This is a genomic window from Halomonas elongata (assembly GCF_029081005.1).
GTDB classification, from domain to species: Bacteria; Pseudomonadota; Gammaproteobacteria; order Pseudomonadales; family Halomonadaceae; genus Halomonas; species Halomonas elongata_B.
In genome coordinates this window covers 81,284-107,195 of sequence record NZ_JAJQTQ010000010.1, presented here as the reverse complement: position 1 = coordinate 107,195, position 25,912 = coordinate 81,284, and the positions used below count along the sequence as shown (strand labels likewise).

Here is a 25,912-nt window from a genome sequence, read left to right as displayed (position 1 = left end):
ATACCAGCCCCGGGTGTCATGTAGTGAGAAGCCGGTTGTTGTAATCCGCCTACACCGGTTGCGACCATCCCGTGATTGCTCTCCGGGGGCCGGCTTCGGATAATACCGGCGAATCTCAACCCCCTACAGAGAGGCCTCTCGTGAGTCAGGAATCCCTCGATACCGTCTTCCAGGAATGGCACGACAACCAGGCGATCGCCGAGCAGATGATCCCGTTGATCGGCAACCTCTATCGCCGCAACAACGTCGTGACCACCATGTTCGGGCGTTCACTGTTCAATCGTAGTGTCATCAGGATCCTCAAGGATCACCGCTTCGTCCGCAAGATCGAGGGGACCGAACTCTCCGTTCAGGATACCTTCCCGCTGGTTCAGGCCATGCAGGCGCTCAATCTGGGGCCGGCGCATGTCGACGTCGGCAAGCTGGGCGTGGCCTTCAAGAAGCGTGGCGGGGGAGATGCCGAGGCCTTTCTGCGCGAGGAACTGGCCGAGATCGTCGATGCTCATGACCCGGATGCCGGCACCGGTGAACCCAAGGATGTGGTGCTGTACGGCTTCGGCCGTATCGGTCGCATCCTGGCCCGTGTGCTGATCGAGAAGGCCGGCGGCGGCAACCTGCTGCGGCTCAAGGCGATCGTGGTGCGTGGTCGAGGCGACATCGCCAAGGATCTCGAGAAGCGGGCCAGCCTGTTGCGTCGCGACAGCGTGCACGGCCCCTTCGATGGCACCATCAGCGTCGATGTCGAGTCTCGCACCCTGACCGCCAACGGTAATGTCATCAAGGTGATCTACGCCGATTCGCCTGCCGAGATCGACTACACGACCTATGGCATCGATCATGCTGTGGTGGTCGACAATACCGGTATCTGGCGTGATGAAGAGGGGCTGGGCCAGCATCTGGCCTGCAAGGGCGTTTCCAAGGCGTTGCTCACGGCGCCGGGCAAGGGGGACGTCAAGAACATCGTCTACGGTATCAACCACCAGGACATCACCGGCGATGACCGCATCATCTCGGCGGCATCCTGTACCACCAATGCCATCGTGCCGGTGCTCAAGGTGCTCAATGACGAATTCGGCATCGCCCATGGCCACGTCGAGACGGTGCACTCCTACACCAACGACCAGAACCTGATCGATAATTACCACAAGGGCGACCGTCGTGGCCGTAGCGCACCGCTCAACATGGTGTTGACCGAAACCGGTGCCGCCAAGGCCGTGGCCAAGGCGTTGCCCGAACTGTCCGGCAAGCTCACCGGCAATGCCATCCGGGTGCCCACGCCCAATGTGTCCATGGCGATTCTCAACCTGACGCTGGATCGTGATACCGATGTCGAGGCGCTCAACGACTACCTGCGCCGCATGTCCATCGGCTCCGACTATCAGAAGCAGATCGACTTCGTCGATTCGCCCGAGGTGGTGTCCACCGACTTCGTCGGCAATCGCCATGCCGGTATCGTCGATGCCCAGGCGACCATCGCCAATGGCAAGCATGTGGTGCTCTACGTCTGGTACGACAACGAGTTCGGCTACAGCTGCCAGGTCATCCGTATCCTGCAGCAGGTTTCCAACGTGAGCTTCCTCAAGCTGCCCCGCTCACAGGGCTGAGCGCAACGTCGCCCCGTCATCCGGCGGGGCGGCGCATCCTGCCAGGGTCCGCGCTTCTCGCGACCAACGTTATTTCCACTCGTCGAAAGGCCTCATTCCGCAGGCCGTCAGTGCTCGCCTTGCGACCTTCGGTCGGTAGTCATCGCACCGGCTTCTCTTTATAATAACCGGGATTTTCGGGGTGGTTCGAGTTCATCTCGGGCCCGACTGGTAACATTCTGACAACCAAAAGAATCTGAACCCATTCATACCCCTTTCCTTCGTATATCCGATCCATCAACTGGGCGAGACTATGATCGAAGTCAAGAAAGGCCTGGATCTCCCCATCACGGGTGCCCCGGAGCAGCGCATCGAGGATGCGCGTCCGGTGCGTCACGTGGCCGTCCTAGGAACCGACTATATCGGCATGAAGCCGACCATGGAGGTCCGGGAGGGGGACAAGGTCAAACTGGGCCAGCTGCTCTTCACCGACAAGAAGATCGAAGGTGTTCGTTTCACCGCGCCGGCGGCGGGCGAGGTCGTGGCCATCAACCGTGGCGAGAAACGCAAGCTGTTGTCGGTGGTGATCAAGGTCGACGACACCGAGGAGGCCGTCTCCTTCACCGCCCATGGTCGTGACAGGCTGGCATCGCTCGAACGCCAGGCCGTGGTCGACCAACTGGTCGAGTCGGGGCTGTGGACGGCCCTGCGTACGCGGCCCTACTCGCGGACGCCGGCCCTGGATGCCGAGCCGGAGAACATCTTCGTCACCGCCATCGACACCCACCCGCTCAGTGCCGATCCCGCCGGTATCATCAACGAGCAGGCCGAGGCCTTCGAGGATGGCCTCAAGGTGCTGACGCGTCTGACCGAGGGCAAGGTGTTCCTGTGCGGTGCACCGGATGCGTCGTTGCCCGGTGGCGATGTCGACGGTGTCGTGACGGAAACCTTCTCCGGCCCCCATCCGGCAGGCCTGGTCGGTACCCATATCCATCATCTCTCGCCCGTGGCACTTCACAAGTCGGTCTGGCACATCGGCTATCAGGATGTCATCGCCTTCGGCAAGCTGTTCGCCGAAGGCCGGCTCGATGTCGATCGGGTCGTTGCCGTGGGAGGGCCGCGTGCCGAGCAGCCGCGTCTGCTGCGCACCCGTCAGGGAGCCAGTACCGAAGAGCTGCTGGACGGTGAGGTCGTGGCCCCCGATGATACCCGGGTGATCTCCGGGTCGGTTTTCTCCGGTGCCACCTGTGAAGGCAGCCTGCGGTTTCTCGGTCGTTTTCACAGCCAGCTCAGCCTGATCGAGGAAGGCAACAAGCGGAGCTTCATGGGCTGGATCTCGCCCGGTCTCGATCGCCACTCCGTGATGGGGGTTTATCTCTCCAAGCTCAAGGGGCTGCGTAACTACGCACCGACCACTTCCACCAACGGCTCCGAGCGTGCCATGGTGCCCGTCGGGGCTTACGAGGAAGTGATGCCGCTGGACATCCTGCCCACCCAGTTGCTGCGTTCGCTGATTGTCGGTGACATCGAGACGGCGATGCAGCTTGGCTGCCTGGAGCTGGATGAGGAGGACCTGGCGCTGTGCACCTACGTGTGTCCCGGCAAGTACGAATACGGTCCCATCCTGCGCGATAATCTCACCATGATCGAGAAAGAGGCCTGATGATGGGTATCCGACAGACACTCGACAATCTCGAGCCGCACTTCCACAAGGGCGGGAAGTACGAACAGTTCTATCCGCTCTACGAGGCGGTGGACACCATCTTCTACACCCCGCCGAGCGTGGCCAAGACCACGGCGCATGTGCGCGATGGCATCGATCTCAAGCGCATCATGATCACGGTCTGGCTGTGCACCTTCCCGGCCATGTTCTTCGGCATGTGGAATGCCGGCTGGCAGGCCAACATGGCCATCGCCGATGGCTTCGGTGCGGCAACCGGCTGGCGCGAGGCCATCGTCATGACCCTGGGCGGCGGGCATGATCCGGGCAGCCTGTGGGGCAACCTCGTGCTCGGCGCCACCTATTTCCTGCCCATCTATCTGGTGACCTTCGTGGTCGGGGGCTTCTGGGAAGTATTGTTCGCCATCAAGCGTGGCCACGAGGTCAATGAGGGCTTCTTCGTCACCTCGGTGCTGTATGCCCTGATCCTGCCGGCGACCATTCCGCTGTGGCAGGTGGCGCTCGGCATCACCTTCGGCGTGGTGATCGGCAAGGAGATCTTCGGCGGCACCGGCAAGAACTTCCTCAACCCGGCGCTGACGGGGCGTGCCTTCCTGTATTTCGCCTATCCGGCGCAGCTTTCCGGTGATTCCGTGTGGGTGGCGGCCGATGGCTTTACCGGTGCCACGGCACTGTCCACGGCCTATCAGAACGGCATGAGCGCCCTGAGCGACCAGTTCAGCTGGTGGGATGCCTTCCTCGGTTTCATGCCGGGGTCGATCGGCGAGACCTCCACGCTGGCGATCCTGATCGGCGCAGCGGTGCTGCTGTGGACCAAGATCGCTTCCTGGCGGATCATGCTCGGTGTCTTCCTCGGCATGGTGGTGACCAGTGCGCTGTTCAACATGATCGGCTCCAATACCAACCCGATGTTCGCCATGCCGTGGTACTGGCATCTGGTCATCGGCGGTTTCGCCTTCGGCATGGTGTTCATGGCCACCGACCCGGTGTCCGCCTCCATGACCAATCCGGGGCGTCTTATCTTCGGTGCCCTGATCGGCGTCATGACCGTCCTGATCCGCGTGGTGAACCCGGCCTTCCCGGAAGGCATCATGCTGGCGATCCTGTTCGCCAATCTGTTCGCCCCGCTGATCGACCACTTCTTTGTTCAGGCCAACATCAAGCGCCGTCAGCGGCGTACCGGTGATCCGGCCGAGGAGAATGCCTGATGGCACAGAGCAACAACTCCATCAAGAAGATCCTGACGGTGGCGTTCGCACTCTGCATCGTGTGCTCGATCATCGTCTCCACCGCTGCGGTGGCGCTGCGTTCGAAGCAGCAACTCAACCAGGAACTGGATCGCAAGACCAACATCCTCAACGTCGCCGACCTCTACGAGCCGGGCGACGATGTGGCGGAAGAGTTCCAGAAGGTCACGCCCAAGGTCGTGGATCTGCGCAGCGGCGAATACACCGATGAATTCGACCCGGACAGCTTCAGCGGTTTCGAAGCCGCCAGGGATCCCGCCCAGTCGCGGACGCTTTCCGGTGAGACAGACATCGCCGGGCTCGCCCGTCAGGAGAATTACAGCACCGTCTATCTGGTGGGGGATCCGCAGGATCCCGAGCAGTTGATCCTGCCGATTCGCGGCCAGGGCCTCTGGGGCCTGATGCGTGGCTATCTGGCGGTCGAGGGTGACGGCAACACCATCGTTGGCATCACCTACTATTCGCACTCCGAAACGCCGGGGCTGGGCGCCAAGGTCGACACTCCGAGCTGGAAGTCGCAGTGGGAAGGCAAGCAGATCTATGGTGACGGCAACGATGCCCAGCCGGAAATCGGCCTGGTCAAGGGTGGCGCGAGCGAAAAGACCGAAGTCGACGCGCTCTCCGGTGCCACACTGACCAGCAACGGGGTGACCAACATGCTGCAGTTCTGGCTCGGGCCCGAGGGCTTCGGCAACTATCTGGCCAAGTTCCGCAGTGGCACTGATCAGGAAGCGGTGAATACCGCCTCCACCGACGAGACTGAAGGAGCCTGAAGATGTCTGCACCGACTGCCAAGGGCGTCCTGACGACGCCGATCTTCAAGAACAACCCCATTGCACTGCAGATACTGGGTATCTGTAGTGCCCTGGCGGTGACCAGCAGCATGAGCGTCTCGCTGGTCATGTCGTTGGCGGTAATCTTCGTGACGGCCTTTTCCAACTTTTTCGTTTCGTTGATCCGCAATCATATCCCGTCCTCCATCCGCATCATCGTTCAGATGACGATTATCGCCTCGCTGGTGATCGTGGTGGACCAGATTCTCAAGGCCTATGCCTACGAGATGTCGAAGCAGCTGTCGGTCTTCGTCGGCCTGATCATCACCAACTGCATCGTGATGGGGCGCGCCGAAGGCTTCGCCATGACCAACACGCCGGGGCTGTCCTTCCTGGACGGTGTCGGCAATGGCATCGGCTATGGCTTCATCCTGATGACCGTCGGCTTCTTCCGTGAGCTGTTCGGCTCCGGCAGCGTATTCGGGTTCACCGTGCTGGAGACGGTGTCCAGCGGTGGCTGGTACGTGCCGAATGGCTTGATGCTGTTGCCGCCGTCCGCCTTCTTCATCATCGGCTTCATCATCTGGGTGCTGCGTGCCATCAACCCCGAGCAGGTCGAGGAGAACGAGTTCGAGATGAAGGCCAACACCCAGCCGAAGGAGGCCGTGTAACATGGAACATTATCTGAGCCTGTTCGTCGCCTCGGTCTTCGTCGAGAACATGGCCCTGGCGTTCTTTCTGGGCATGTGTACCTTCCTGGCCGTATCCAAGAAGGTCTCCTCGGCGTTCGGCCTGGGCATCGCCGTCATCGTGGTGCTGACCATCACCGTGCCGGTGAACAACCTGATACTGACCTATCTGCTCGGCGAGGGGGCATTGGTCTGGACCGGGATCCCCGGTGCCGAGAACATCGACCTGACGTTCCTCGGCTACCTGAGCTATATCGGCGTCATCGCCGCCATCGTGCAGATCCTGGAAATGTTCCTGGACAAGTACGTGCCGGCGCTCTACAACGCCCTGGGCGTCTTCCTGCCACTGATCACCGTGAACTGCGCGATCCTCGGGGCGACCCTGTTCATGTCCGAGCGCAACTACAATCTCGGCGAATCCGTGGTCTACGGCCTGGGTGCCGGCTTCGGCTGGGCACTGGCGATCACCGCCCTGGCCGGCATTCGCGAGAAGCTCAAGTACAGCGACGTGCCCGCCTCCCTGCAGGGCCTGGGCATCACCTTCATCACCGTCGGCCTGATGTCGTTGGGCTTCATGTCCTTCTCCGGCATCCAGCTCTGAGGTGAGTCGTGTTCTGCCGGTGGCCGTTGGCCACCGGTCACCAGGCAACGCAAGCAATAGGAAACCGACATGGTTGATACAACAGTCATCTTGCTCGGTGTGGTCATGTTCACCGTGGTCATCATCGGTCTGACGGCGGTGATCCTGGCCGCCCGGAGCAAGCTCGTGAGCACCGGTGACGTCGCCATCGAGATCAACGGCGACCCCGAGAACACCCTGACCACCCAGGCGGGCGGCAAGCTGCTCAATACCCTGGCCGCCAATGGCATTTTCCTGTCTTCTGCCTGTGGCGGCGGCGGGTCCTGCGCCCAGTGCCGGTGCCGCGTGGAAGAGGGGGGCGGCTCGATCCTGCCCACCGAGGAGTCTCACTTCACCCTGCGCGAGAAGAAGGAAGGCTGGCGCCTGTCCTGCCAGGTACCGGTGAAGCAGGACATGAAGATCGAGGTGCCCGAGGAGGTCTTCGGCGTCAAGAAGTGGGAATGCGAGGTCATCGAGAACCCCAACGTCGCGACCTTCATCAAGGAGCTCAACCTGCGTCTTCCCGAAGGCGAGGATGTCGCCTTCCGCGCCGGTGGTTACGTGCAGTTGGTGGCGCCGCCCTATGACATCAAGTTCTCCGACTTCGATATCGAGGAAGAGTACAAGGGCGACTGGGAGAAGTTCGGCCTCTTCGACATTTCCCACAAGAATACCGAAGAGATCATCCGTGCCTATTCCATGGCCAACTACCCGGAAGAGAAGGGTATCCTCAAGTTCAACGTGCGTATCGCCACGCCGCCGCCCAATACCGGTCATCCGCCGGGATTGATGTCGACCTATGTCTTCAGCCTGAAGCCGGGCGACAAGGTGACCGTGATGGGGCCCTTCGGCGAGTTCTTCGCCAAGGATACCGACGCGGAGATGGTGTTCGTCGGTGGCGGTGCCGGCATGGCGCCGATGCGCAGCCACATCTTCGACCAGCTCAAGCGCCTGGATTCCAAGCGCAAGATCACCTTCTGGTATGGCGCCCGCTCCTGGCGGGAGACCTTCTACAATGAAGAATATGACAAGCTGGCCGAAGAGCACGATAACTTCGAGTGGCACCTGGCGCTGTCCGACCCCTTGCCCGAGGATAACTGGGAGGGGGCGACCGGCTTCATTCACAATGTGCTCTACGAGGAGTATCTCAAGGACCATCCGGCGCCCGAGGACTGCGAGTACTACATGTGCGGGCCGCCCATGATGAACGCTTCGGTGATCAAGATGCTGGTGGATCTTGGCGTCGAACCGGAAAACATCATGCTGGACGATTTCGGTGGCTGACCACCGAATAGACCCGGGGCCGGCCTTCGTGCCGGCCCGTTCGGTCTTTTCGTCGGGTATGTCGATCGCATCGCTGTCGGCATACCCGACAAGGAGTCCGATGGGGATCTCATGACCGGATGTCATGGTCATACCAGGTACAGGTCCCATTCCCTTCATGCTGGAGAATTATCATGAGTACCTTTCTGGTCGTTCTGGCCCTGATGCTGGTCATCGTGGCGGCCATGGCCGTGGGCGTCATTATGGGGCGCCGTCCCATCCAGGGGTCCTGTGGCGGGCTCAACAACCTTGGCCTCAAGGAAGGCTGCGAAGTCTGCGGTGGCAAGGATGAGGTCTGCGAGGAGGAAAACCGCAAGCAGGACCGCGCACGCCGTCGCAGTGACGAGAACAGCGGTGCCGACCTGGGGTACGATGCCACGCGGCGCTGATCGCACGCACGCTATCGGCTATAGACTCGATGCCTGAAGCTGCCAGCCACCCTGAACCCCGATTGCGTCAGGTGTCGGACCATAGGGCCGTGCAGTGTTCCAGGTCGAGTTTTCGAGGGAAGGCGCCGACGACATTGGCGTGCCTGGATATTCCCGGGAACTCATGCGTCGTCGGAGGGCCGCTCATGGCCGAAGCATGGCGGCGAGGCAGGCTCGTAGTCTGCCGCATCCTCCTCGTACAAGGCCGCCAGCACGGCTTCCTTGAGCACCGGCAGGTGGGAGGCATCCAGGTCGCGCGCCGCGGAGAGCAAGGTCAGGCGCCCGGCTCTGGCATGGCGCATCAGTGGCAATAGATGATCGGGCGCGTCGCGCAGTTCGCCTCGATAGCGGGTGGCGAAGACGCTGGCGCTGATCTCGCCCTGGTGATACTGGCGACGCAGGGTGGGAGACGGTGAGGCATCCCGATACCAGTCGGTCAGTGCCAGCGATTCGCGCCGCTTGCCGCGGGGCCAGAGCCGATCCACCAGCAGGCGGGCGCCATCGTCGGGCTCGATGGGCTGGTAGACGCGCTTGAGCACGATCTCATAGCTCACGTTAGGTTCTCCTCTCCTGTTCGAGTGGCCGTCGCCGGTCGCGAGTCCGTTGCTAGCCCTTTCCACGTCAGCAGATATACACATCGGCGCCATGGTGGCGAGGACGACAGTCAGAACGATTGCCTCGGTCGTCAGGTCGATAGTGCTTCCCTGGCGCGCGACTGCCAGGGGCCAGGCAACGCCGCCGCCTGTTCGAAGGCATGCCGCGCTTGTTCGGCGTCGCCCCGGGCCTTGAGCAGCAATCCAAGATTGAGCCAGGCGGGCGCCAGTTCGGGATCTGATTTGGTCGCCGCGCGAAAGGCATCGATGGCGGCATCGGCGTCACCGGTGGCATGCCGGGCGTTGCCTTGTGCAAAGTGCGTCATGGCAGAGCCGGGGTGGCGTTCGGCCAAGGCATTCCAGGCCGGCAGGGCGGCCTCGGCGCCCTGTACGGACTCGAAGTCGGTGATGGCCCGGATGGCGCTGTCGACATCGTCATCGGCCGGCAGGTCGCCGGAGGGCAGGGCAACGAACGCCCAGCGATCACTGCGTGCCCAGGTCGCATCGAAACGATCGAAGGCTACCCGCCGTCCGGGGGTCATGCCGCTGTGAAGGACCATTTCCTCGGCTGGCCGGTCGTAGCCGATGGCCACCGCGTAGTGCCAGACCGGCCACAGGGGGAGCGACAGGTTCTGCATCACCACCACGGGGTGGCCGGCGTCGAGCTCGCCGAGCAGGGCTTCGAAGCCCCCTTCGACTGGAAAGGGAATGCGTCCATGGCGGCGCACCGTAGCCAGCATCTCGGGCTGCACGCTGCCTTCTCGGCCGGGCAGGAAGACCTGGGGGATCAGGGTGTCGACGTCCACCGAGATGTCGCTGGCGCCGAGTGCCATGGCCAGGGAAGCGGGGCCGCACTGGTAGTCGCGTTGTCCCCGGAAAGGGACGTCGTCGAGCAGGGTCCGCTGGGGAAGTGCGCGAGCGGTTTCGGGGGACAGGGTCGGCGTCGAGGCACAGCCCGCGAGGATCAGGATGAGGCTCAGCAACGCGAAAACGCCCGCGAGGCGGGCGTTTCCTGGCTGCCGAAGCAGGCGAATCATGCGCGGCGCCTCTCGATCAGCGAGTGAAGGGATAGACGTCGGTGAGACCGAGGATGTCGGTCACCAGCAGGATCACGAAGACGGCAAACAGGGCGCCGATGACGCTGGCTCCGGCGGGCATCTGGTCGAGCCGATCGGCCATCTCGCTCACCTCGGCGTCGGAGAGTGCCGCGACTCGGGCTTGTACTTCATCGGCATCGACGCCCTGCAGCTGCAGCTGACGCTGCACATCGTCACGGGCGAGAACGTCGCGAATGCGTTCGCGGTCCTGCTGAAGGGTGCTGGCATCGAGGACATCGGCGGTACCGACCAGATCGCTGTCGGGCACGGCAGCGACGGCCGGCAGGCTGCCGATGACCAGGGCGGCGATCAGCAGGGGGCTGAGGAGACGGCTGAGTCGTTTCATGGGGAAGTATCCTTTGATGGAAAGTGGGTACGACGGCTCGTGTCGGCTCCGCGTGTGCGTCCATGCGCCGCGATGATGACGATGAGGCTTCATTATAGCGGATAAGTGTCTGACATTTCACGAATCGCTCGGGCTTTCATCCGCCGATTCGATAGGAAGAGGGCAATTCCGCCAGAGGCCCGCGCCCCCCGGCCAGCGTCAGTGCCAGGTCGTGCAGGCCGTCCCACAGAGGGATGGCGCCGGCTCCCTTGATGGTCAGATCGAGACGCTGGGCAAACAACAGCAGCTTGTGCAGTCGTTTCATGGGCAGGCGACGGATGGCTTGCTGGTAGGCGGGACGGCGCTTGTCGAAAATCGGCGGCTTCTGGGCCTTGCAGGCATGTTCGAGGCTCTGGCCCTGGTCCAGGTGCTGGTGAATCGACAGCAGCAGCCGCAGCTCACGGGTCAGGGCCCATAGCACGATGGGCGGCTCGACCCCTTCGCCGCGCAAGCCGACCAGTATGCGTGACACTCGGGCGCGTTCGCCCTTGAGGCAGGCATCCAGCAGGGTGAAGACATCGAAGCGGGCACTGTCTTCCACGCCACCGGCGACCTGTTGGGGGGGAACTCGTGACCCGGGAGGCAGGATCAGGGCCAGTTTCTGCAACTCCTGGTCGGCGGCCAGCAAGTTGCCCTCGGTGCGTTCCCCGAGCAGGCGTGCGGCATCGAGATCCAGGGTCAGCCCATGTCGGGAAGCGCGGTCGCGTAGCCAGAAGTGCAGCCGGGAGGCATCCACGGGCCATACCGGAACGAAGAGCCCGGCCTTGTCCAGTGCCTTGAACCAGGCACTTTTCTGCTCGCGGTAGTCCAGCTTGGCGGAGGCGATCAACAGGATGTTGTCACTCTCGGCCATGCCCTCGGCATATTCCTTGAGGGCCTTGGCGCCCTCCTGGCCGGGCTTGCCGTTCAGTCGCAACTCGATGAGCTTGCGCGAGGCGAACAACGACAGGCTGGCGGAACTTTCGAGCAGGCGTCCCCAGGCGAAGTTGGCCTCGACATGGAGCACTTCGCGTTCCTCGATACCGGCGTTGCGTGCCGCACCGCGCACAACGTCGCAGGCTTCCATGTGCTGCAGGGGCTCATCGCCGGCGACGATCACTGCCGGAGGCAGGGACTTGGCCAGGGCATCCTCGAGCTTGTCGGCGAAGACCTTCACGGTTGTTCCCTCATTGCCCGTCCAGGGTCCGCAGCCGGTCGAGTAGCTGATCGACCACCTCGCGACGCAGCCGGCGGCGCACCTCGGTACGCCGCTCATCGCCGGAGAGCAGATTGTCGCTGCTCAGGGTGAAGCGTTCCTGAACCTCGATGCGCTGCTGATCGAGTCGATAGGCGCCGTCTTCGCGACGCTGCACGGAGAAGGGCACACCGAGGGTCATGTCATATTCCTGGCGACCGGAATCCAGTACGCTCAGGCGCTGCTCGTTGAAGGTTTCCGGACCCAGGTTCAACACCTGCGGGGCGGTCCCGTCGACACTCACGCCTGCCGCCTGGAGCCGCTCGACGGCGAGCCGGGAGACATCATCCCCCGCGCCATCCACGGCCAGCGAAGCGAAAGGCAGGTCGGCGGTGTCCAGCCCTCTCAGGCGAAAGCCGCACCCCCCCAGCGCCAGGGAGGCGCCGGCGGCCAGGGTCAGTCGGAGCAGGGTTCGACGCTGCATGGGAACTCCTTGGGCAGTGGATCAGCCGACGACGATGTTGACCAGTTTGCCGGGCACCACGATCACCTTGCGGATCGTCTTGTCCTCGATGTGTCGCTTGACGTTCTCGGTGGCCATGGCCTGGGCCTCGATGGCGGCCTTGTCGGCATCGGCGGGCACTTCGAGGCGAGCGCGCAGCTTGCCGTTGACCTGGGCCACCAGCTCGATGGTATCCCGGGCAAGCGCCGACTCGTCCAGTGCCGGCCAGCGGGCATCGATGGCCGGCTCGTCGTGGCCGAGCTCGGCCCAGAGGGCATGGCAGACATGCGGGGTGATGGGGGCCAGCAGCAGCACGCAGGCTTCCATCGCCTCCCGGGCCACGGCCAGCCCCTGCGGCGTGGTATCGTTGAACTTGCCGAGCGAGTTGGCAAGCTCCATGACGGCGGCGATGGCGGTATTGAAGGTGGTTCGCCGGCCGATGTCGTCGCTGGCCTTCTGGATGGTCTCGTGCGTCTTGCGGCGCAGCTCGCGCTGGCTGTCATCGAGCGCTTCGACATCCAGTGCGGCGGGGGTGCCGGCGCCCAGATGCTCGGTGACCAGACGCCACAGGCGCTTGAGGAACCGGTGGGCACCCTCGACGCCGGAGTCCGACCATTCCAGTGACTGCTCGGGCGGTGCGGCGAACATCATGAACAGCCGCACGGTGTCGGCGCCGAAGCGGTCGATCATCGCCTGGGGGTCGACGCCGTTGTTCTTCGACTTGGACATTTTCTCGATGCCGCCCATTTCCACCGGCTGGCCGTCCGCGACCAGAGTGGCGCTGATCGGACGCCCCTTGTCGTCGCGACTGACTTCAACATCGGCGGGATTGAACCACTCCTTGCCGCCGTTGGCGGTGGGGCGGTAGTAGGTCTCGGCGATCACCATGCCCTGGGTCAGCAGGCGCTGGAAGGGCTCGTCGGTTTCCACCAGGCCGAAGTCGCGCATCAGCTTGGTGAAGAAGCGCGCATAGAGCAGGTGGAGGATGGCGTGCTCGATGCCGCCGATGTAAAGGTCCACCGGCAGCCAGTAGTTGGCGCGTTCGTCGAGCATGGCCGTCGGGTTGTCGGCACAGCAGAAGCGCGCAAAATACCAGGACGATTCCATGAAGGTATCGAAGGTGTCGGTCTCGCGTGTCCAGCCGTTGCCCAGGTCGCTGAAGTCGGGCATCTTCTTCAGCGGTGAGCCGGAGGCATCGACGGTCACCTCGAGGGGCAGCTCCACCGGGAGTTCGTCGTCGGTGAGCGGCACGGTCTGGCCCTCGGGGCCATACTTGACAGGGATCGGCGCACCCCAGTAGCGCTGACGCGCCACGCCCCAGTCACGCAGCCGGTAGTTGGTCTTGACCTCCCCGCGACCCAGCTCGGCGAGCCGGGCGGCAATGGCATCGAAGGCTGTCTCGAAGTCGAGGCCATCGAATTCCCCGGAGTTGATCAGGGTGCCGTATTCGGTGTGAGCGCCGGCGGAAAGATCCGGTGTCTCGCCATCGGCATCGGCGATCACAGGCTCGATGGGCACGCCGTACCTGGTGGCGAACTCCCAGTCACGCTGGTCGTGGGCCGGGACCGCCATCACTGCCCCGGTGCCGAATTCCATCAGCACGAAGTTGGCGACATAGACCGGCACGTCGCGACCGGTGAGAGGGTGACGCGCCGAATGCCCGGTGGGCATGCCTTTCTTTTCCCTGGTGGCCAGCTCGGCTTCCGAAGTGCCGCCGCGTGCACATTCCTCCAGGAACTCGCCCAGCGCCGGGTTGCCCTCGGCCGCCGACCTGGCCAGGGGATGGTCGGCGGCCACGGCCAGGTAGGTCACACCCATCAGCGTGTCGGGGCGCGTGGTGTAGACCGAGAGCGGCTCCAGTGGCGAGCCGTCGGCGGCACGGGTATCGAAGGTCAGCTCCACGCCACGCGACTTGCCGATCCAGTTGCGCTGCATGGTCTTGACCTGCTCGGGCCAGTCGATCCTGTCGAGGTCGGCCAGCAGTTCCTCGGCGTAGTCGGTGATCTTGAGGAACCACAGGGGGATTTCCTTGCGTTCCACCAAAGCGCCGCTGCGCCAGCCACGCCCCTCGATGACCTGCTCGTTGGCCAGTACGGTCTGGTCGACCGGATCCCAGTTGACCGTGGACATCTTCTTGTAGACCAGCCCCTTCTCCACCAGCTTGGTGAAGAACCACTGCTCCCAGCGATAGTAGTCGCTGTCGCAGGTGGCGAACTCGCGACTCCAGTCGTAGGCAAAGCCCAGCGACTTGAGCTGGGCGCGCATGGTATCGATGTTCTGGTGGGTCCAGCGGGCCGGAGGCACCTGGTTCTGGATGGCCGCGTTTTCCGCCGGCATGCCGAAGGCGTCCCAGCCCATCGGCTGCATCACGTTCTTGCCCTGCATGCGCTGGTAGCGGGAGACCACATCGCCGATGGTGTAGTTGCGCACATGCCCCATGTGTAGCTTGCCGCTGGGATAGGGAAACATCGACAGGCAGTAGAACTTCTCGCGATCGGCATCCTCGATCGCCTTGAAGCACTGGTTATCGTCCCAGAACCGCTGGGCCTCGCGTTCGATATCAAAGGGCTTGTATTGTGCGTCCATCGCTGTATTCGGATACCTTGCTGGTGAGGGCAACGCGGGCGGCGCTGTACATGTCAGCGGGTCGGCGCAAGGTATCGCCTCGAGGAGGCGAAAGGAGCTTGATTCGCCGACGGCGTGCCGTCTAAATGGAAGAAGCGTAGGCTCGCAAGGATACCCCAGCACGACGGGTTTCGGCTACGGGCCGGCCCAATGTCGGGCGCCAGACGAGGAGAAGCAGATGAGCGAGCAACAGGACCCGAAATCCCGGGATCATCGCCTGAAGGCGGCCTATGAGCGCATGCTGGACCGCCTCAAGGAAGGTGCCGGTGAGTTGAACCGCGACGCGCTGCAGCATGAGCTCGACGAAGCCATCGAATTCGAGGCCGAGGTGGAGGAGTTCACTCGTGACGAGCTGTCGTTGTTGCGCGCCTGGGTCGAACGCGACCTCAAGGAAATGCGTCGCTACCTGGGCGCCGGAGGCGAAGGCGTGGCCAGCTGGCTGGGCATCGATCTGTCGGTGTTGTCGCGCAAGGTGACCGAGTCATTGTTTTCCATCGCCGACCGCAGTCTCATCGAGCGTGAACGACTGGCAGACGACCTGGAAGCCTCACGGGCCGATTACACCGCCGGTGAAATGGCCGTGCCCGGTCGCATGGCCTGCGTGCACTGCGATGCTGTCGTCGAACTTGCCGGCGTGGCGCGCATCGAGCCTTGCCACCAATGCGGGCATCGGTATTTCGTGCGGGCTCCAGTGGCCTGATCCGCTCAGTCGGCGAGCAGCCAGAGGGTGCCCACGACCAGGAGGGCCATGACCAGTGCATAGCCCAGGTTGTGGCGCATCATGTGGGTGCCGGCAACACCGTAGCGGCCCTGCAGCGAGAGGTTGATGCCCGACAGCGGACCGACGCTGGTTCCCACCGCCCAGGCACTCAGGGCGACGAAGGCGAACAGCGTCTGATCCTCGGCGGCCAGGTCGAGAACCGAGGCCAGGACCGAGACACCAATGATCGGGTGCAGGCCGGCCACGGCACTGGCGACGATGGCCAGGAAACTCAGCGTCGCCTGGGGAACGCCGAAGTGCGTGAACAGCGTCCAGTCGCCGCCGGTGGCGGCGTCGACCAGGGTCGACAACCCCAGCGTCAGCAGGCCAGCGCACAGGAACAGCGATATCTCGCCGCGCATGGCCGGCAGTCGGGTCACGGTATGCTGGCGCACCCGCCCCAGGGTCCAGCGTGGCCCGCGGGAAAGGTTGGTGACCAGAGCCACGGCCGGCATCAGGAAAGTAATGATGCTGACGATGGATAGTCCGGGGGTCAGTCCGTAGTGGAAGAGCATCACCAGCCCGGCCATGATCACCGGCATCAGCAGGCTGCGCGGCGACATCGAAAAGCCGGCGGTATCGGTAAGATCGAAACGGCGCGGCAGTTCCAGCAGGGTCAGCAATCCCGAGCACAGTGCCAGTGGCAGGCCATGGGCGACGATGGTGGCGTAATCCATCTCCGGTGCCAGGGTCATCACCACCCCCATGGACGCGAAAAACGGCGACCAGAGCGCCGCGCTGGATAGCCCGCGATTGAGCCCCAGCAGTTGCGGCGTGGTGAGCGGTGCGCGTCGCTCCAGCCGGTCGCCAACCATGAAGACCGTCGAGAGATTGAGAATCGTCCCGAGCAGGTGAACGCCGAGCCAGGTACCGGCAAGTCCGCGCCGACCGGTCACGGCGTGGCCCCCCGGTGGTCGTGATTGGCCGCGGAGGTTGCCGAGCAGACCGATGAAGCTCACGCCCACCAGCATGGCTACCACATAGGTGTTGCCGTCGAGTATTGCCCACCAATCGATCGTCGCGCCGAAACCGAAGCGAGCCAATAACAGCAGGCCGAGTCCGATGGCGGCCAGCCAGCCCGCTTGACGCCGATTGCGGGAGGGGATGTCACGCCACAGCAGGGCGGTGCCCAGCCAGAGGGCATAACCGACCAGGTGCGGGCTGAACGGTGAGGCACCGCTGAACTGGGTGATCTGGATGACCAGGCCGGCTAGTATCGTCAGGCCGGCCAGGGCACGTCGGCGTCGTGTGGCCTCGTCGGGTCCATGGTCTCGTGTCGGCTGCATGCGGGACGTTCTAGGGAAATTCATAGCATCCTAAGCAAGATACCCGCCGGCCTCAAGGCGCCTTCATTCCCGGCGCGGCAGATAGCGCAGGGGCAGCACCGGGGCATCGCGGGACTGCAGACGGTCCTGGCTCGGCGCACAGCCGAAGAAACGGCGATAGGCCCGAGAGAAGTGTTCCAGGGAACCGAAGCCGGCGCTGGCCGCCACTTCGGCCACGCCGAGACCGGTCTGCTGCAACAGGCGATGGGCGCGGTTGATGCGCAGCCAGAGGTAGTAGCGCTTCGGCGTGACCCCGAGCTCGGCCTTGAAGCGTCGCTCGAGCTGGCGGATCGAGAGCCCCACCTCGCCGGCCAGCTCGGCGCTGGTCAGCGGTGTCTCGATGGCCCGGCGCATCAGTCGGATCACGCGGCGCATCTGGGCGGATGTCTGAGGGCGGTGCTCCGGGGCGGCGGCCAGCTGGATGGCGTCACCCGGGCGCTGGCGGCGTTCCAGCAGGTGGTTGCGCAGTTCCTCCATCAATGGCGCTTCCACCCGGGTCGCCAGCCAGGCCAGCACCATGTCGAGCACCGCCGTGCCGCCAGCGCAGGTCAGGCGATCCCCATCCAGGGTGTAGAGCTCACCCCCGGCGTCCACCCGGGGGTAGAGCTCGCGGAAGCCCTCGAGGTTGTCCCAGTGCACCGCCGCCCGCCGCTCGTCGAGCAGGCCCGCCGCGGCCAGGACCTCGCTGCCCATCTCGATGCCGCCCAGGGTGACGCCGGCGGCGGCGCAGTGGCGCAGCCACATGGTCAGCGGGCGGTCGCCGGTGAGTGCCTTGGTCTCGAAGCTGGCCAGTACCAGCACGCCATCCAGCTCGGTGGGGGCCGGCCAGTCCACCTCAACGCCCAGCGGCACGCCATTGGAGGCCGACACCATCGGCTCTCCGCCCAGCAGCCGCCAGGTGAAGCGTGGCTCCTGAGCCAGCCAGTTGACGATAAACAGCGGATCCAGCAGCGCCCCCAGGCCGGCGAAGGAGAACTGCGGCTGCAGCAGGATGCCGAGCCGGTACGACGGGGTGGCGGTGGCAAGCGTGTCGGGCATGTCGTGGTCTCAGCTCCGGTAGTCGTCGCCCTCCTTGTCGAGCAGGCGCATCAGCGCCGCGAAGTGGGCCTGGGGAGCGCCCGCCAGGATATGGTCGTCCCACTGGGCCGCGGTCTTGCGGGCCACCTCGGGGGCCACCGGCGCCAGCGGTAGGCCGCTGGCCCGGGCCACCAGGTACGAGCGGCAGGCGCGCTCGAAATAATAGAGGTTATCGAACGCCTCGGCGACATCGGCGCCGGTGGCGAGCACGCCGTGGTTGCCCAGCAGCAGGATAGGTGTCTCGCCGGCCAGTCGGCCCAGGCGCTCGGCCTCGTCGCCCAGGCCCATGCCGTCGAAGCCGCGGTCGACCGCCACGCGCTCGAAGAAGCGCATGGCGTTCTGCTCCACCGGCGGCAGCTCGGGACGCTCCAGGCAGGCCAGGGCGGTGGCATACAGCGAATGGGTGTGCAGGATGCAGCCTACCTCGCGGCCCTGGCGATGCATGGCGCCATGGATGGCCCAGGCAGTCGGATCCAGGCCGATGGGACGCTCGTCGCCCCTGGCCTCGACCTCGAGCAGGTCGCTGGCGCGCAGCTCGGCGAAGTGCCGGCCCGCCGGGTTGATCAAGAAGCGCTCGCCGCCCTCGGCGGTGGCCAGGCTGCAATGATTGGCGGTCGCCTCGTGCAGGTCCAGTCGGGCCAGCCAGCGGAAAGCGCAGGCCAGCTGCTCCCGGGGCGTGCCCGGGACCTCGGGAATCTCGCTCATGGTGGGTCCTCGCTCAGTAGTGGATCCAGCGGGTCTTGAGTGCCATGTACTTGCGCATGCCGGCCAGTTCGTAGTCGCGGCCGATGCCGGACTCCTTCATGCCGCCGAAGGGCGTCTGGGGGCTTACCGCATCGACGCCGTTGACCGTGACCGTGCCCGCCTTCAGTGCATCGCAAAGTCGGTGGGCGCGGCCCAGGTCGGCGGTCCACAGCGAGGCAGCCAGGCCGTAGCGGCTATCGTTGGCCAGCGCCTCGCCCTGGGCCTCGTCGGCGAAGCGGCTCACCGCCAGCACCGGGCCGAAGATCTCCTCGCGGAACAGCCGGTGCTCGGGGGTGACCCCGGTGAACACCGTGGGGGCCACGAAGAGCTCGCCGCCGGCCGCCTCGAGGGGCTTGCCGCCGTGGCGCAGTGTGGCCTCCCGACGGCCGATGGTCAGGTACTCGCAGACCTTGTCGAACTGGGCGCGGCTGACCAGCGGACCGAGCCGGGTGGCCGGGTCGAGGGGATCGCCGGGTACCAGGTTGGCCAGACGTGCGTCCAGGGCCGCGAGGAAAGCGTCGTGGATGCCGTCCTGGAGCAGCAGCCGCGAGTGGGCCGAGCAGACCTGGCCGGCGTGGGTGAAGATGCCCGCCACCGCGGCGTCCACCGCCGCTTCCAGGTCGGGGCAGTCGTCGAAGATCAGCAGCGGGCTCTTGCCGCCGCATTCCAGCCACACCGGCTTCATGTTGGATTCGCCGGCATAGACCATGAAGCGCTTGCCGATCTCGGTGGAGCCGGTGAAGCCCAGGGCGTCCACGTCGTCGTGGCGACCCAGGGCCTCGCCGGCCAGGTGGCCGTGGCCCGGCACCACGTTGAGCACGCCGTCGGGCAGGCTCGCGGCCTGGCACAGCTCGGCCAGGCGCAGGGCGGACAGCGAGGATTCCTCGGCGGGCTTGAGCACCAGGCTGTTGCCCGCGGCCAGCGCCGGGGCCAGCTTGACCGCACTGTTGTGCAGCGGGTAGTTCCAGGGGACCACGGCGCCCACCACGCCCAGCGGTTCGTGGGTGATGGTGGCCTGGATGCCGGCCGGGGAGGGCGCGACCCGGTCGTAGGCCTTGTCCTGGACCTCGCCGTACCAGTCGAAGAGCACCGCGGCCTCCTCGGCGTCCTCCAGGGCCTCGGTGATGCACTTGCCGCTCTCCAGGCTGTCGAGCAGGGCCAGCTCCTCGGCGTGGGCGCGGATCTCTCCGGCGATGGCCAGCATCACCCGACGCCGTTCGCCGGGCTCGGCCCGAGCCCAGTCGCCGGCCACGAAGGCTGCCCGGGCGGCGGCCACGGCGCGATCCACGTCGGTCGCCTTGCCGGCGGCGATGTCGGCGACCGGGGCACCGGTCATGGGATTGATCGAGTCCAGGGTGGCACCGTCCACGGCGGGGCAGCGCCGGCCGGCGATCCAGGCGCGGCCGTCGGTATCAAGAGTGGCGGCGCGGTGCTTCCAGTCGTCATGAGTCAGGGGCATGGGGTCTCCTCGAGGGCGTGGGTATCAGAGATCGAGCACCAGGCGAGCTCCCGCGGGGCGGGAGACGCAGGCGTAGAGGGTGTCGTTGGCGGCCTTCTCGGCGTCGTCCTGGAGGACGTCCCGGTGGTCCACGGCGCCCTCGATCACGCCGCAGGCGCAGGTGCCGCAGGCGCCTTCCCCGCACAGGGTGGGCGGGGCGACGCCGGCGCGGGCGAGGCCGTCGAGCAGCGATTCGTCGGGGGCCAGGGTGAGGGTCCGGTCGCTGCGTGCCAGCACGATCTCGCACTGGCCGTCCCGGGGCGTGGCATCCGGCGCCGCGCCGCGGAAGCGCTCCAGGCGCAGGCAGCCCGCGGGCCAGGTGTCGGCCTCGGCCTCCAGGGCGGCGAGGAGGCCCTCCGGGCCGCAGGCGTGGATCCGGGTGTCGGCGTCCACCTCGCCGACCAGCTCGGCCACCTGGGCGCGGCCGGCCCGGCGGGAGACGTGCAGGCGCAGCGCGCCCTCGGGCAGCAGGGTGGCGAGCTCCCCGGCGAAGGCGGCGTCCTCCTCCCGGCTCACCAGGTAGTGCACCTCCGGCGTGATGCCCCGGGCGCACAGTCGACGGGCCATGGCCACCAGTGGGGTGATGCCGATGCCACCGCCGATCAACACCTGGCGGCGGCCGGTATCGTCCAGCGGGAAGCGGTCCCGGGGCGTCGAGACGGCGAGCGCGAGCCCTTCCCGGGCCTGGTCGACCAGGAAGGCCGAGCCGCCCCGGGAGTCGGACTCGCGCAGCACGCCCAGGCGATAGCGGCCGCCGGCCCCGTCATCCAGCAGCGAATAGTGGCGAGTGAGTCCGCCGGGCAGCTCGAGCTCCAGGTGGGCCCCGGCCGGGGCCGGGGGCAAGGGCCCGCCGTCGGCGGCCTCGAGAGTCAGCTCGACGACGGACGGTGCCAGGCGGCGGTGATGGGTCAGGATCAGTGACAGGCGATCGGACATGGGACCTCCTCAGCGTTGCTGGTGCTGCCAGTCGGGGTGGATCCACACCGGCGCCTCGCTGGGTGCTGGCGCGGGGCGGCCGAGGATCAGGTCGCTGGCCTTCTCGGCGATCATCACGGTCGGGGCGTTGGTGTTGCCGCTGACGATGGTCGGCATGATGGAGGCGTCCACCACGCGCAGGCCCTCGAGCCCGTGGACGCGCAGCTCGGGGTCGACCACCGCCTCCGGGTCGCTCGCCGGGCCCATCTTGCAGGTGCCGGCGGCGTGGTAGCCGGTCTCGGTGGTGACCCGGGCCCAGGCGTCCAGGGCCTCGTCGCTCTGGCAGTCCGGCCCCGGGGTGATCTCCTCGCCGCGCAGGCCGTCGAAGGCCGGCTGATCGATCAGTTCGCGGACCAAGCGCACCGCAGCGCGCATGTCGGCCCGGTCGCGCTCGGTGGCCAGGTAGTTGAAGACGATCGACGGGGCCTTCGCCGGATCGGTGTCCGCCAGGCGTACCCGGCCCAGGCTGGTGGGGCGCATCAGGTCGATGTGCACCTGGAAGGCGTGCTCCTTGAGGACGTTGACGCTGCCGGGCTCGATGGCCAGCGACATGAAGGTCAACTGCAGGTCGGGATGCTCGACCCCGGCCCGGGAGCGGATGAAGGCGCCGGCGTCGAACAGATTGGTGCCGGCCAGCCCGCCGCGATCGGTGAACCAGCGCATGCCCAGCCACCACTTGCGTGGCGCCCGGGTCCAGGGGGCGTGGGAGACGGGCCGGGGGCAGCGGTAGGCGACCACGGTATCCGGGTGGTCGTTGAGTCGCCGGCCGACGCCCTCCAGGCGGTGGGCCTCGGGGATACCCCAGTGCTCGAGCTCGTCTTGCGGGCCGATCCCGGAGAGCATCAGCAGTTGGGGGCTGTTGATGGCGCCGCCGGCCAGCAATACTTCTCGTCTAGCGGTCTCCTCGACGCGGCGGTCGCCTCGGCGGTAGGCCACACCCCGGGCGCGGCCGTCCTCGACCAGCACTTGTTCGGCCAGGGCGCCGGTGATCACCGTGAGGTTGGGGCGCATGCGGGCCCGGGCCAGGTAGCCCCGGGCGGTGCTCCAGCGCCGGCCCTTCCAGGTGGTGCGGTCGACGCGGCCGAAGCCTTCCTGGCGGTAGCCGTTGACGTCGGCGCTGGCGCCGTAGCCGGCCTGCTCGCCAGCTTCCAGGAAGGCCCGGGACAGCGGGTCGGTGGGCCGGCCCGGGCTGACGCGTAGCGGTCCGTCGGCGCCGTGGTAGTCATCTCCGCCCAGGGCATGGCCCTCGGCGCGCCGAAAGTAGGGCAGCACCTGAGCGTAGTCCCAGCCCTGGCAGCCGGCCTCGGCCCAGGCATCGTAGTCCCGGGCATGGCCGCGGATGTAGACCATGCCGTTGATCGAGGACGAACCGCCCAGGGTCTTGCCCCGAGGGGTGGCGACATAGCGGTCATCCAGGTGAGGCTCGGGGCCGGACCAGTAGTGCCAGTTGAAGTGTGGGCCGTCGATGGCCGCACCCATGGCCGCCGGCATGTGGATCGTCCAGGAATGATCCCTGGGGCCGGCCTCGAGCAGCAGCACCCGATAGCGGCCGTCGGCGGTCAGCCGGTCGGCGAGCACGCAGCCCGCCGAGCCCGCGCCGACGATAATGTAGTCGTAGTCAGGGGTAGGGTTCATCGTGACTCCATGAGGGACGCGGGCGCAGGCGAGGGGCCATGTCATCGGCGCCCCGCATCGCGGGGAGTTGGGAATAGGGGTGTGGGAAAGCGCTGATTTATGTCGCGAGCGATGAGAGGCTGGCCGCCGCCGGAACGGAGCAACCGGAGTTGACGGATTGCTCAATGAGGATTGTGAGTACCGCCGGCGGCCAGGAGCGCTAGGTTCGTTCCCGACGAACCAACGCACTTCCCACATCCTCGTGGGTCGTCGAGCGCAGCAATAAATCAGCCTTTCTTTAGCGTTCGGCCAGGTAGGCCTCCATATAGGCCTCCAGGGCGGGCGTGGCGCCGTCGGCGCTGGTCACGCCCTCGAGCCACCGACCGACCCGCTCGGGGTTGGCATCGAGCCAGTCGCCGGCCACTGCTTCCAGGGGGCGCTCCTCGCGGCTGAAGGCGTGGACCCAGGCGTTCTGCACCTCGATGGGCACGACCAGCTGCTCGAGGAGGGTGGCGACGTTGGGTTCTCGCTCGAGGAAGTCGGCATTGGTGATGGTGGAGACGGTGCTGGCATCGCCCCACAGGCCCTCCGGGTCCTCCAGGTAGTGCACGTCGTAGACGACGTTCATCCAGTGCGGCTCCCACCCGAGGAAGGCCGTCCAGCGCTCGCCGTCGTTGTTGGCCTCGAGCTGCGAGAGCATGCCGGTGACGCTGGAGGCCACCACCCGCCAGTCGCCCAGTCCATAGGCGTCGTCCTCGATGGCGTCCTGCATGATCTCGTTGCCGACGTTGCCGGGTTCGATGCCGTAGAAGCTGTGGTCGAAGCGCTCGGCGTGCTCGGCCAGGTCGGCCATGGAGTGTACGCCGGCGTCCCAGACATGGCCGGGCACGGCGAGCTTGAAGCGTGCGCCCTGGATATTCTGTGCCACCTCGACCAGCTCGCCGCTTTCCAGGCGCGGGTCGAGCATGGCGCCCTGGGAGGGGCGCCACAGGGCCATGTCGACGTCGATGTCGCCGCCGACCAGGCCCTCCAGGATGATGGCGGTGCTGGCCTCCTTGACGCTGGTCTCGTAGCCCAGGCGCTCCAGCAGCTGGCTGGCCACCTCGGTCTTGACGGTGGCGCCGGGCCAGGGCGGTGTGGCGAAGCGTATCTCGTCGGCCTGGGCGAGGCCGGGCATGACGATGGCGCCCAGGGTGGCGGCCAGCAGGCCGGTACGCAGGACATGGGGATGCTGGATCATGGGGAGTCTCCTCAATGTATTGTTATCGATATGCGATTCAGAAGCCGCAGACCCCGCCGCCATCCACCGAGAGGATGGCGCCGTGGGTGAAGCCGGCTCGGGGCGAGGCCAGGTAGAGGATGGCGTCGGCGACCTCCTCGGGGCTTGCCATGCGCCCCATCGGGGCGCGGGCCCGGGCGGCGGCCAGATAGGCCTCGCGATCGCCGCTGGCCTCGGCGGCGGCATCGATCATGTCGGTGGCGACGTTGCCCGGGCAGACGCAGTTGACGCGGATGCGCCCGGCGAGCTCCAGGGCCAGCGCCCGGGTCAGGTTGACCACCGCAGCCTTGGCGCCGGAGTAGACGCTGCTCGGCGGGAAGCCGATCAGCCCGGCGTCCGAGCCCAGGTTCACGGCGTTGCCGCCGCTGGCCTCCAGGTGGGACAGGGCGGCCTGGAGAGTGAAGAAGGTACCGCCCGTGTTGACGGCGAAGGTGGTGTCCCAGTGGGCCTGGGTGACGGCTTCGAAGGGCACCTCCTCGAAGACGCCGGCGGCGTTGACCAGGATGTCCAGTCCGCCGAGGCCGGCCACCGCGGCGTCCACCACGGCGGCGCAGGAGGCGCGGTCTTCCAGCGGTCCCGGGGCGGCGACCACCCGGGCCTCGTCGCCCAGCTCGCGGCACAGGGCGTCGACGGAGGCCGCACGGCGAGCGCCGACGGCCACCGTCGCGCCCTCGTCGAGGAAGCGGCGCACGGTGGCGGCGCCGATCCCGCGAGCGCCGCCGGTGACCAGCACCCGCTTGCCGGTGAAGGCACCCAGGAGGCTCATGACCCGGCTCCGTCCTCGCCGTGCAGGGCCCGATGCACCAGGCGGTGGAAGTTCAGCACCAGGTGCTCGCTCTCGTTGCTGCGCTCGGCGTCGATCATGTAGCGGCCCTGATCGTAGCCCAGGGAGCGCAGGCCCTTCTGGGTGGTGACGTTGAGCTCGATGTCCTCCGGGCCCAGGTCCTCGTTCATCCAGCGGATGCTGGCCCGGGTCGCCTCGGGCAGGGCGTCAGGGTCATGGGCGCTGTAGTAGCCGAAGCGCAGGATGCTGCGCTCGGCGTCCAGCGGGATGATCATGAAGGTGCCCATGCACTGGGAGAACGGGAACTGGTAGAAGGTGTTGTGGGGCCACAGGCCGATGTTGAAGAAGCCGTCGCCGTCCTCCACCGGGCGGCCGATGGACTCGCCGTAGGCCTCGGTGGCCTCGCGGTTGGGCGGGGCGCCGTAGGTCCACCAGTTGTCGTGGTGGCGCAGCTTGTAGCCGGAGAAGTCGATCAACGACGCCAGGTCCACGTGACAGGGGCCCGAGAGCTGGAAGTGATAGCCCTCGATGGAGTTGTCCATGATCACCTTCCAGTTGGCCGGGACGATGACATCGTCCTCCTGGATCAAGCGCATCTCGTCGAGGTGGGGAATGGCGTCGCGGATCGCTGCCTCGGCGCCGGGGAAGAGGTCGTGCATGTCCGCGGCGTCGGGATCGAAGTTGAAGTAGACGCCGCCGGCGAAGACCTGCAGGCGGACCGGCGGAATCCGGTAGTCGTTGACGTCGAAGGCCTCGATGCGGTCGCTGCGCGGGGCGGCCTTGAGGCGGCCATCGGCGCCGTAGCACCAGGAATGGTAGGCGCAGCGGATCACGCCCTTGCGCACGCCGCGGGGCTCGTTCAGCAGGCGGTTGCCGCGGTGCTGGCAGACGTTGTGAAAGGCATGCAGCTCGCCGTCGCGGTCGCGCATCAGGATCACGCTCTGATCGAAGATGTCGCGGACCACGAAGGCACCGGCCTGGTCGAGCTCATTGACGTGGCAGCCGAAGTGCCAGGCGCCCATGAAGATGCGTTCGCGCTCGGCCTCGAACAGTGCCGGGTCGTAGAAGTAGCGAGAGGGCAGGGTCAGGGCACGCTCGGGCCGCTGGGCGGCCCAGGCCTGGGGGGACTGGCTCATG

24 protein-coding genes are annotated in these 25,912 nt (G+C 66.0%); 9 read left to right on the top strand and 15 right to left on the bottom strand.

Annotated elements, in window-relative coordinates:
- Positions 1-140: 140 nt before the first annotated feature.
- The 8 genes from LU493_RS09595 to nqrM all read left to right on the top strand — a co-directional run bounded on the left by LU493_RS09595 (position 141) and on the right by nqrM (position 8,304).
- Complete coding sequence (locus LU493_RS09595; protein ID WP_275287567.1) at positions 141-1,604, top strand: glyceraldehyde-3-phosphate dehydrogenase; 1,464 nt, start codon at positions 141-143, stop codon at positions 1,602-1,604.
- Between the two features lie 292 nt (positions 1,605-1,896).
- Entirely contained in the window at positions 1,897-3,246 is a 1,350-nt protein-coding gene (locus LU493_RS09590) for a Na(+)-translocating NADH-quinone reductase subunit A (protein WP_275287566.1), read from the top strand.
- Entirely contained in the window at positions 3,246-4,472 is a 1,227-nt protein-coding gene (locus tag LU493_RS09585) for an NADH:ubiquinone reductase (Na(+)-transporting) subunit B (protein WP_275287565.1), read from the top strand. The genes LU493_RS09590 and LU493_RS09585 overlap by 1 nt, the downstream gene beginning before the upstream one ends.
- Positions 4,472-5,284, top strand: coding sequence for a Na(+)-translocating NADH-quinone reductase subunit C (locus tag LU493_RS09580; protein ID WP_275287564.1), 813 nt, complete (start codon positions 4,472-4,474; stop codon positions 5,282-5,284). Before LU493_RS09585 ends, LU493_RS09580 begins: the two co-directional genes overlap by 1 nt.
- Positions 5,285-5,286: 2 nt before the next feature.
- A complete protein-coding gene (locus tag LU493_RS09575) occupies positions 5,287-5,955 on the top strand; it encodes an NADH:ubiquinone reductase (Na(+)-transporting) subunit D (protein WP_275287563.1) in 669 nt (222 codons plus the stop codon).
- Between the two features lies 1 nt (position 5,956).
- A complete protein-coding gene (gene nqrE, locus LU493_RS09570; protein WP_149320413.1) occupies positions 5,957-6,574 on the top strand; it encodes an NADH:ubiquinone reductase (Na(+)-transporting) subunit E in 618 nt (205 codons plus the stop codon).
- A gap of 69 nt (positions 6,575-6,643) precedes the next feature.
- Complete coding sequence (gene nqrF, locus LU493_RS09565) at positions 6,644-7,876, top strand: NADH:ubiquinone reductase (Na(+)-transporting) subunit F (protein WP_275287562.1); 1,233 nt, start codon at positions 6,644-6,646, stop codon at positions 7,874-7,876.
- 173 nt (positions 7,877-8,049) lie between these two features.
- The gene (gene nqrM, locus LU493_RS09560) at positions 8,050-8,304 is read left to right on the top strand and encodes a (Na+)-NQR maturation NqrM (protein ID WP_275287561.1); all 255 of its coding nucleotides are present in this window, start codon (positions 8,050-8,052) and stop codon (positions 8,302-8,304) included.
- 161 nt (positions 8,305-8,465) lie between these two features.
- Here nqrM and LU493_RS09555 read toward each other — a convergent pair whose 3' ends face one another.
- The 6 genes from LU493_RS09555 to leuS all read right to left on the bottom strand — a co-directional run bounded on the left by LU493_RS09555 (position 8,466) and on the right by leuS (position 14,680).
- Positions 8,466-8,897: a DUF488 domain-containing protein gene (locus LU493_RS09555; RefSeq protein WP_275287560.1), complete on the bottom strand. Its 432-nt coding sequence runs from the start codon at positions 8,895-8,897 to the stop codon at positions 8,466-8,468.
- Positions 8,898-9,028: 131 nt separating this feature from the next.
- On the bottom strand, positions 9,029-9,973 hold the full coding sequence (locus LU493_RS09550) for a PA2778 family cysteine peptidase (RefSeq protein ID WP_275287559.1): 945 nt from the start codon (positions 9,971-9,973) through the stop codon (positions 9,029-9,031).
- 16 nt (positions 9,974-9,989) lie between these two features.
- Positions 9,990-10,379, bottom strand: a complete 390-nt coding sequence (locus LU493_RS09545) for a PA2779 family protein (RefSeq protein WP_275287558.1) — start codon at positions 10,377-10,379, stop codon at positions 9,990-9,992.
- Between the two features lie 136 nt (positions 10,380-10,515).
- The gene (gene holA, locus LU493_RS09540) at positions 10,516-11,574 is read right to left on the bottom strand and encodes a DNA polymerase III subunit delta (RefSeq protein ID WP_275287557.1); all 1,059 of its coding nucleotides are present in this window, start codon (positions 11,572-11,574) and stop codon (positions 10,516-10,518) included.
- 10 nt (positions 11,575-11,584) lie between these two features.
- Positions 11,585-12,076, bottom strand: coding sequence for an LPS assembly lipoprotein LptE (lptE, locus tag LU493_RS09535; protein WP_275287556.1), 492 nt, complete (start codon positions 12,074-12,076; stop codon positions 11,585-11,587).
- Between the two features lie 21 nt (positions 12,077-12,097).
- Positions 12,098-14,680 (bottom strand): leucine--tRNA ligase, encoded by a 2,583-nt coding sequence (gene leuS / locus LU493_RS09530; protein ID WP_275287555.1) that lies wholly within the window; start codon positions 14,678-14,680, stop codon positions 12,098-12,100.
- Positions 14,681-14,897: 217 nt separating this feature from the next.
- Between leuS and LU493_RS09525 the strand changes: the two genes are divergently transcribed.
- Entirely contained in the window at positions 14,898-15,419 is a 522-nt protein-coding gene (locus LU493_RS09525) for a zinc ribbon-containing protein (RefSeq protein WP_275287554.1), read from the top strand.
- A 5-nt stretch (positions 15,420-15,424) separates the two neighbouring features.
- On the opposite strand, the gene LU493_RS09520 is transcribed toward LU493_RS09525, so the two are convergent.
- The 9 genes from LU493_RS09520 to LU493_RS09480 form a co-directional block, all read right to left on the bottom strand.
- Complete coding sequence (locus LU493_RS09520; RefSeq protein ID WP_275287553.1) at positions 15,425-16,765, bottom strand: hypothetical protein; 1,341 nt, start codon at positions 16,763-16,765, stop codon at positions 15,425-15,427.
- Positions 16,766-16,828: 63 nt separating this feature from the next.
- Positions 16,829-17,842, bottom strand: a complete 1,014-nt coding sequence (locus LU493_RS09515; RefSeq protein ID WP_275287552.1) for a GlxA family transcriptional regulator — start codon at positions 17,840-17,842, stop codon at positions 16,829-16,831.
- A 9-nt stretch (positions 17,843-17,851) separates the two neighbouring features.
- Positions 17,852-18,586 (bottom strand): class II aldolase/adducin family protein, encoded by a 735-nt coding sequence (locus tag LU493_RS09510; protein WP_275287551.1) that lies wholly within the window; start codon positions 18,584-18,586, stop codon positions 17,852-17,854.
- A gap of 13 nt (positions 18,587-18,599) precedes the next feature.
- Positions 18,600-20,084 (bottom strand): aldehyde dehydrogenase family protein, encoded by a 1,485-nt coding sequence (locus LU493_RS09505; protein ID WP_275287550.1) that lies wholly within the window; start codon positions 20,082-20,084, stop codon positions 18,600-18,602.
- A gap of 24 nt (positions 20,085-20,108) precedes the next feature.
- Positions 20,109-21,059: a PDR/VanB family oxidoreductase gene (locus LU493_RS09500; RefSeq protein WP_275287549.1), complete on the bottom strand. Its 951-nt coding sequence runs from the start codon at positions 21,057-21,059 to the stop codon at positions 20,109-20,111.
- Positions 21,060-21,068: 9 nt separating this feature from the next.
- The gene (locus LU493_RS09495) at positions 21,069-22,733 is read right to left on the bottom strand and encodes a choline dehydrogenase (RefSeq protein ID WP_275287548.1); all 1,665 of its coding nucleotides are present in this window, start codon (positions 22,731-22,733) and stop codon (positions 21,069-21,071) included.
- Between the two features lie 277 nt (positions 22,734-23,010).
- Positions 23,011-23,952 (bottom strand): ABC transporter substrate-binding protein, encoded by a 942-nt coding sequence (locus tag LU493_RS09490; RefSeq protein WP_275287547.1) that lies wholly within the window; start codon positions 23,950-23,952, stop codon positions 23,011-23,013.
- A 37-nt stretch (positions 23,953-23,989) separates the two neighbouring features.
- Entirely contained in the window at positions 23,990-24,757 is a 768-nt protein-coding gene (locus LU493_RS09485; RefSeq protein ID WP_275287546.1) for an SDR family NAD(P)-dependent oxidoreductase, read from the bottom strand.
- Complete coding sequence (locus LU493_RS09480) at positions 24,754-25,911, bottom strand: aromatic ring-hydroxylating oxygenase subunit alpha (protein ID WP_275287545.1); 1,158 nt, start codon at positions 25,909-25,911, stop codon at positions 24,754-24,756. The genes LU493_RS09485 and LU493_RS09480 overlap by 4 nt, the downstream gene beginning before the upstream one ends.
- Position 25,912 lies beyond the last annotated feature (1 nt).